Origin of the sequence: Pantoea conspicua, from assembly GCF_002095315.1 — a bacterium.
GTDB classification, from domain to species: domain Bacteria; phylum Pseudomonadota; class Gammaproteobacteria; order Enterobacterales; family Enterobacteriaceae; genus Pantoea; species Pantoea conspicua.
In genome coordinates this window covers 62,928-70,119 of record NZ_MLFN01000015.1, presented here as the reverse complement: position 1 = coordinate 70,119, position 7,192 = coordinate 62,928, and the positions used below count along the sequence as shown (strand labels likewise).

Genomic DNA, 7,192 nt, shown 5'->3' with positions numbered 1-7,192 from the left:
TGGGGGTCGATGGTTCGAGTCCATTAGAGCGCACCACTTTCAGAATTCCTTCAGTTTTCGCAACTTCACTTTTATTGATCTACATCTTCTCGCCTTACTGCTTTTCGATTGGTTTTCGCGTACTTAGCGTCTATACTGTGCCGCGTTGTCCACTTGAAAGGTTTCAGCGATCACGTGCCTATTGCGATAACTCAGATTATTTGCGCAACAATAATGAGGTGGTTACCCGTCGTAACCGCACAACTTCCCTGCACGCCTGGCCTTCGTCACCTATTCTTACCCTGTACAGCCCGTTTCGATTTCAACCAGAATTCTCACTTCGATGCATTGCCATCGGATTTCGCCCTTTATCATCCATCACAACTTACAGATAACCTGTCATGAAAAAGACTAAGATCGTTTGTACTATCGGCCCGAAAACCGAATCAGAAGAGATGCTGACCCAGCTGCTTGAAGCCGGCATGAATGTTATGCGTCTTAATTTCTCCCACGGCGATTACGCCGAGCACGGTCAGCGCATCACCAATATGCGTGCCGTGATGGAAAAAACCGGCCGCCAGGCGGCTATCCTGCTTGATACTAAAGGCCCTGAAATCCGCACCATGAAGCTGGAAGGCGGAAATGATGCGGCGCTGAAAGCGGGCCAGACCTTTACCTTTACCACCGACCAGAGCGTCATCGGCAATAGCGAGCGCGTTGCGGTGACCTACCCTGGCTTTACCGCTGATCTGAAAATCGGCAACACCGTGCTGGTCGATGATGGCCTGATCGGGATGGAAGTGACGGAAGTCACCGAAAATACCGTGGTGTGTAAAGTACTGAACAACGGCGATCTTGGTGAAAACAAAGGTGTTAACCTGCCAGGTGTATCTATCCAGTTGCCGGCGCTGGCCGAAAAAGATAAGCGCGACCTGATCTTTGGTTGCGAGCAAGGCGTTGATTTCGTGGCTGCCTCCTTTATCCGTAAACGCTCAGACGTGCTGGAAATTCGCGAGCACCTGAAGCAGCACGGTGGTGAGAATATCCAGATCATCTCCAAAATCGAAAACCAGGAAGGCCTGAATAACTTCGACGAAATTCTCGAAGCGTCTGATGGCATCATGGTGGCGCGCGGTGACCTGGGCGTTGAGATCCCGGTTGAAGAAGTGATCTTCGCTCAGAAGATGATGATCAAAAAATGTAATAAAGCGCGCAAAGTGGTGATTACCGCCACCCAGATGCTCGACTCAATGATCAAGAACCCACGCCCTACTCGTGCTGAAGCGGGCGACGTGGCAAACGCCATCCTCGACGGAACCGATGCGGTGATGCTGTCGGGCGAGAGCGCCAAGGGTAAATATCCGCTTGAGTCGGTCACCATCATGGCGACCATCTGCGAGCGTACCGACCGCGTGATGAAGTCGCGCATCGATAGCCAGAACGACACCCGCAAGTTGCGTATCACCGAAGCGGTCTGCCGCGGTGCTGTTGAAACGGCTGAGAAGCTGGAAGCTCCACTGATTGTGGTCGCCACCGAAGGCGGTAAATCTGCTAAGGCCGTGCGTAAATACTTCCCGAACGCCACCATCCTGGCGCTGACCACCAATCCGACTACCGCACGTCAGCTGATCCTGAGTAAAGGGATTGAGACCCGCCTGGTCACTGAGATTGCCTCTACCGATGATTTCTATCGTCTGGGTAAAGAAGCGGCGCTGGAAAGCGGCTACGGTCAGAAAGGTGATGTGGTGGTGCTGGTTTCCGGTGCATTAGTACCAAGCGGAACTACCAACACCGCCTCAGTACACGTACTCTAATTCACTTTTTACCGTTTATTTTAAGGCGCCTTTCACGGGCGCTTTTTTTATTTGTACTTAATACAAATACCGGAAAATTCCAATAGAAAATAACTATTCAAATTCACTTTATATTAAGGTTAATCCGATTAAATCTCTCTGTTTTCGCTAAATTTTTTTATCATCTTCTGCGATTCGCTGCTTCTTTGAGCGAACGATCAAATTTAAGCATCTTCTCATCAAAAATTTATTCTCAACTTAAAAAGCTTTGTGTAATACTTGTAACGCTACATGGAGATTAACTCAATCTAGAGGGTATAAATAATGAATCGTACTAAACTGGTACTGGGCGCGGTAGTTCTGGCTTCAACTCTGCTGGCTGGTTGCTCAAGCAACGCTAAAATCGACCAGCTGTCTTCAGACGTTCAGACTCTGAACGCTAAAGTTGACCAGCTGAGCAACGACGTGAACGCAGTGCGTTCAGACGTTCAGGCTGCTAAAGATGACGCAGCTCGCGCTAACCAGCGTCTGGACAACCAGGCTCACTCTTACCGTAAGTAAGAGTTCTGGTTTAAAAATGGCGCCTTTAAGGCGCCATTTTTTTGCTTTGCATTTACGCGATTTACCGCGTTAATCCTCTCAGGGCGTGGCCGTTTCGGCTTTAGCCTGATCAACTGGCGCAGCAGAGGCTGATGAAGGCGTCTCCCGCCCTTCTGGCGGCATTGTCTCGCTCTGGACTGGCTCACCACTGCTAACCAGTACCGGCATCCCTGAGCGTCGTGCTAAGGTCGCTTTAATCAACGCGCTGTCGCTATCGTCGCTTTTAATAAACTTCTTCAGCCCGGCATTCAACGCCAACGGCATGGTTTGCGGATCATCCTTATCGCTGTGAGATAACGGCTGATGTACCTCGACATAGCGTTTACCATCAGGCTCCACCGCATACTTCACCGGCTGATTAATGATCTGGACCCGCGTCCCTTTCGGTACCGAATTAAACAATGCTTCGATATCCTCTGAACGCAGACGGATACAACCGGAGCTGACACGCATCCCAATACCAAACTTCGCGTTAGTGCCGTGAATCAGATACTGGCCGCTGCCGCGCGCCAGGCGCATGGCAAACAGTCCCATCGGATTGTCCGGCCCGGCAGGAACAACCGCAGGCAGAGTAACACCCTCTTTGGCATAGCGTTTACGAATGTTCTGCGTTGGCGTCCAGGTTGGATTGGGAATTTTCTGGCTGATTTGGGTCACCATCACCGGCGTAGCCGCGCCCAGCTGACCAATCCCGATCGGATAGACAATGACCTTGTCTTCGCCTTTGGGATAGTAGTAGAGACGCAGCTCGGCCAGATTCACCACAATGCCTTCACGCGGCGTATCGGGCAGCAGCATCTGCAGCGGTATGGTGAGTTGGGTGCCGGCTTTCGGCAGCCAGGGATCGGTGCCGGGATTAGCTTCCAGCAAGCCAAGCAGGCCAACCTGATAGCGGACGGCGATCTCTTCCAGCGGACGTTTGTCGTCAGGAACCTGAGTCAGGACGTTTTCGCCAATCAGGCGACTGTCAGGCGGCGGTAGCGGGTATTCCGTGGCAAAAGCGGGTGCAGAGAGCCCAAAACAGGTCAGCAGCAGTGCACCGGCTAAACGTAAAGCAGGTTTCATGCAATTTTCTCGTCAGATAAAAAAACAGACGCCGGTTGGCGTCTGTCGAGTGTAGCTTAGCTGAGGTTCTGAGCGGTATGGCGAATAGACCGAATCATCGCTTCAAGTCCCTGCGACCGGGTTGGCGTCAGGTGCTGCATCAGCGCCAGTTCGCCAAACCAGTGGCGCACATCCAGCGCGACGATTTCAGCGGGCAGCAGATTCTGATAAAGGCTAAATACGATAGCAATCAGTCCTTTAACAATCGCAGCGTCACTGTCGCCTTCAAAGGCGATGGTGCCATCATCCTGCGGTGTCATCCGGATCCACACCTGGCTCTGACAGCCAGAAATGGCATTTTCCGGCTGGTGTAAGGTTTCGGATGATTCCGGAAGTTTTGACCCCAGCTCAATGATGTAGAGGTACTTCTCTTCCCAGTTGGCGCAACGATTAAAGTTACGCACCAGTTTCTCTTTTTCTGGCAAATTCGCCATCGGTTACTCCGTTAGAACTGTTCAGCCACCCAGCAGACGATGAATACGTGTCAGTCCGGCCGCCAGACGATCCACTTCCTCTTCACTGTTGTAAAAGGTGAAAGAGGCACGACACATCGCGGGCACGTTGTAATGGTGCATCAGCGGCATTGCACAATGGTGGCCGGTACGGATCGCAATACCGTACTGATCGAGGAAGCTGCCAACGTCAAATGCGTGGTGTTTACCCAGATTGAAGGCGATCACCCCGGCGCGCGCCTGCGGGCCGTAAATCTGAATATCCGGTACTGAGGCCAGCTTATCGAGCGCATAGTTCATCAGCGCCGTTTCGCGTTGATGAATCGTCTCCAGCCCCAGCGCCTGAACGTAGGCCAGGGCGGCACCGAAGCCGATAATCCCGCCGGTATTCGGCGTCCCGGCTTCGAAACGCCAGGGCGCACTGTTCCAGGTGGTCCCGGTCGGCAGCAGCACACGATCGATCATCGATCCGCCGCCTTCCCAGGGTGGCATCTCATCCAGCAGCGCTTTGCGGCCGTAGAGAATACCGACGCCGTTCGGGCCGTACAGCTTGTGGCTGGAGAAGACGTAGAAGTCGCAGTCAATATCCTGCACGTTAACTTTGTCATGCATCACCGCCTGCGCGCCATCGATCAGCGTCACAATGCCCGCGGCTTTCGCCTGCGCGACAATTGCTTTCACCGGGTTGACTGTGCCGAGGACGTTAGAGACATGCGTGACCGCCAGCAAACGGGTGCGGCTATCGATCAGCCCCGCCAGTTGCTCCAGTGCCAGCTCGCCATTATCGTTCAACGGCAGTACCCGAACTTCAGCACCGGTACGCTGCGCCACCATCTGCCACGGCACGATGTTAGCGTGATGCTCCATCTCCGTGATGATCAGATTGTCGCCCGGCTTGAGGTTCGCGCCGCCCCAGCTGTTCGCCACCAGATTGATCCCTTCAGTGGTGCCTTTGACGAACACGATCTCTTCCTGCGAGGCCGCATTCAGAAAACGCGCCGCCTGATCGCGCACGTTCTCCATATCGCTGGTCGCCTGCTGGCTAAGCGTATGGATACCGCGATGCACCGCCGCATAGCCGTGCTGGTAAAAATGACTTTCGGCGTTGATCACCGACAGCGGGCGTTGTGCGCTGGCCGCACTGTCAAGATAGGCCAGCGGATGACCGTTGACCTCACGCTTCAGGATCGGAAAATCTTCCCTGATGCGTTCGAGATCGAAGTTCATCATGAGTCGCCTCCAGGAAAGCGCTCAGCGATACGCTGCAGCACTGCCTGACGCAATACTTCATTCTCCAGTGCTTCGGTCAGTTCCGCAGCAAAGGCGTGAATGATCATGGTCTGGGCAGCGTCCTGCTCAATACCGCGCGAGCGCAGATAAAACATCTGCTCATCATCAATACGACCGATGGTGGCACCGTGGCTGCACTTCACGTCATCTGCATAGATTTCCAGCTGCGGTTTAGTGTCCACTTCGGCCAGACGCCCCAGCAACAGGTTGTTGTTGGTCATCTGTCCATCCGTTTTCAGCGCGTGCTTAGCCACTTTGATATGACCGTTAAACACCGCCCGGCCTTTGTCACGCACGATGGTTTTGTGCATCTGACGGCTGACGCAGTAGCCTTTATTGTGCTCAAGGTAAGTACGGGTATCCGCCACTTCCTGACGCACCGGCAGCACCAGGCTGTTCACCGCCAGCTGGGTGTTTTCACCGTTCAGCTGGGTACTGGTGTTATGACGGCTCAGACCCGCGCCCAGCAGGAAGCTGGTGCTGCTGACCTGGGCATCACTGCCGATCACCAGGTCGTTATGCGCAAAGTGATAGCTTTCGCTGCTTTCAAACGCCAGTTTGGTGTGGGTCAGTTTTGCATTGTTGCCCACTTCAAAAGTAAAGCGTGCGCCGGTGAAGTGCGCGCTGTCATCCAGCGAGACGAAGTGCTCAACCACTTCCGCTTCCGCACTCTCATCCAGCTGCAGATGATGACGATAATGAACCGTGTTCATCCCGCTCTGCTGACTGCTGGTGATGTGCAGCAGATAGAGCGGACGGGCTGCAGCTTTACCGCGCGCCAGATGAATGGAGGTCACCTCTTCCGCCAGACTCTCAGTCAGGTGCAGGAAGACTTCCGGTTGCACCGCGGCCGGCAGTGGACGGCGCTCGGCCGCCACGCTGTGGTGAATCTCAAACAGCTCGCTGTCGCGGGTACTTAACGCGGGCTGGAACTGACCATCAACATAGACCAGACGCACTGCATCCAGTGGCAGGGCCAGCGCATCGACCTGCTCAGCACTCAGCGTTTGCGGTGCCTCTGGCAGCACAAACTGCTGGGTCAGGAAAGTATCCAGTGAGGTGTATTTCCAGTTCTCATGCTTGCGAGTCGGCAAGCCAACCCGCATCAGTTGCTGCCAGTGCTGCTGTGCCTGCAGCGAACGCACGTCACCGCGCGATTCAAACAGGTGATGCCACTGTTGCAGCGCAGAATCACTCTTCGTCGGTAAGCCAGCCATAACCTTGCTCCTCCAGCTGTTTCACCAGCGAGAAGTCGCCAGATTTCACGATTTTGCCCTGATAAAGAACGTGTACGAAGTCTGGCTTGATGTAATCCAGAATACGCTGGTAGTGGGTAACGATGATAAAGGCACGCTTCTCATCGCGCAGGCTGTTGACGCCGTTAGCCACAATTTTCAGCGCATCGATATCCAGACCGGAATCGGTTTCATCAAGGATGCAGAGTTCCGGCTCCAGCGCCGCCATCTGCAGAATGTCGTTACGCTTCTTCTCGCCACCGGAGAAGCCAACATTAACTGAACGGGTCAGCAGATCTTCCGGCATTTTCAGCAGATGGATTTTTTCTTCGATAAAGTCCTGGAAATCGAAGCGATCCAGCTCTTCCTGCTGACGGTATTTGCGCACCGCGTTAACCGACGTTTGCAGGAAAAACTGGTTACTGACGCCAGGGATCTCAACCGGATACTGGAAGGCCATAAAGATGCCTTCACCGGCACGCTCTTCCGGTGCCAGCTCCAGCAGATCTTTGCCTTTAAAGGTGACCGATCCGCCGGTCACTTCATAGTCTTCGCGTCCGGCAAGCGTGGCAGACAGCGTACTTTTGCCTGAGCCGTTCGGGCCCATAATGGCATGGACTTCACCCGGTTTAATTTCGAGGTTCAGACCACGCAGAATGGCTTTATCTTCAACACTTACCTGTAAATCTTTAATGCTTAACATACTTATTCCTTCACATTGCTTCCGGCAACGCGTGTG

7 protein-coding genes are annotated in these 7,192 nt (G+C 53.7%); 2 read left to right on the top strand and 5 right to left on the bottom strand.

The window, feature by feature from the left end:
- Positions 1-380: 380 nt before the first annotated feature.
- Both pykF and HA41_RS07980 read left to right on the top strand, forming a co-directional pair.
- Entirely contained in the window at positions 381-1,793 is a 1,413-nt protein-coding gene (gene pykF, locus HA41_RS07985) for a pyruvate kinase PykF (protein ID WP_094120319.1), read from the top strand.
- Positions 1,794-2,096: 303 nt separating this feature from the next.
- Complete coding sequence (locus HA41_RS07980) at positions 2,097-2,333, top strand: major outer membrane lipoprotein (protein ID WP_009090492.1); 237 nt, start codon at positions 2,097-2,099, stop codon at positions 2,331-2,333.
- A 78-nt stretch (positions 2,334-2,411) separates the two neighbouring features.
- On the opposite strand, the gene HA41_RS07975 is transcribed toward HA41_RS07980, so the two are convergent.
- The 5 genes from HA41_RS07975 to sufC are packed head-to-tail and all read right to left on the bottom strand — an operon-like array spanning position 2,412 to position 7,156.
- The gene (locus tag HA41_RS07975) at positions 2,412-3,437 is read right to left on the bottom strand and encodes a L,D-transpeptidase family protein (protein ID WP_094120318.1); all 1,026 of its coding nucleotides are present in this window, start codon (positions 3,435-3,437) and stop codon (positions 2,412-2,414) included.
- A 56-nt stretch (positions 3,438-3,493) separates the two neighbouring features.
- A complete protein-coding gene (gene sufE / locus HA41_RS07970; RefSeq protein ID WP_094120317.1) occupies positions 3,494-3,910 on the bottom strand; it encodes a cysteine desulfuration protein SufE in 417 nt (138 codons plus the stop codon).
- Between the two features lie 21 nt (positions 3,911-3,931).
- Positions 3,932-5,155: a cysteine desulfurase SufS gene (gene sufS, locus HA41_RS07965; RefSeq protein ID WP_094120322.1), complete on the bottom strand. Its 1,224-nt coding sequence runs from the start codon at positions 5,153-5,155 to the stop codon at positions 3,932-3,934.
- A complete protein-coding gene (sufD, locus tag HA41_RS07960; RefSeq protein ID WP_094120316.1) occupies positions 5,155-6,435 on the bottom strand; it encodes a Fe-S cluster assembly protein SufD in 1,281 nt (426 codons plus the stop codon). The genes sufS and sufD overlap by 1 nt, the downstream gene beginning before the upstream one ends.
- Positions 6,410-7,156 (bottom strand): Fe-S cluster assembly ATPase SufC, encoded by a 747-nt coding sequence (gene sufC, locus HA41_RS07955; protein ID WP_094120315.1) that lies wholly within the window; start codon positions 7,154-7,156, stop codon positions 6,410-6,412. The genes sufD and sufC overlap by 26 nt, the downstream gene beginning before the upstream one ends.
- Between the last annotated feature and the right edge of the window lie 36 nt (positions 7,157-7,192).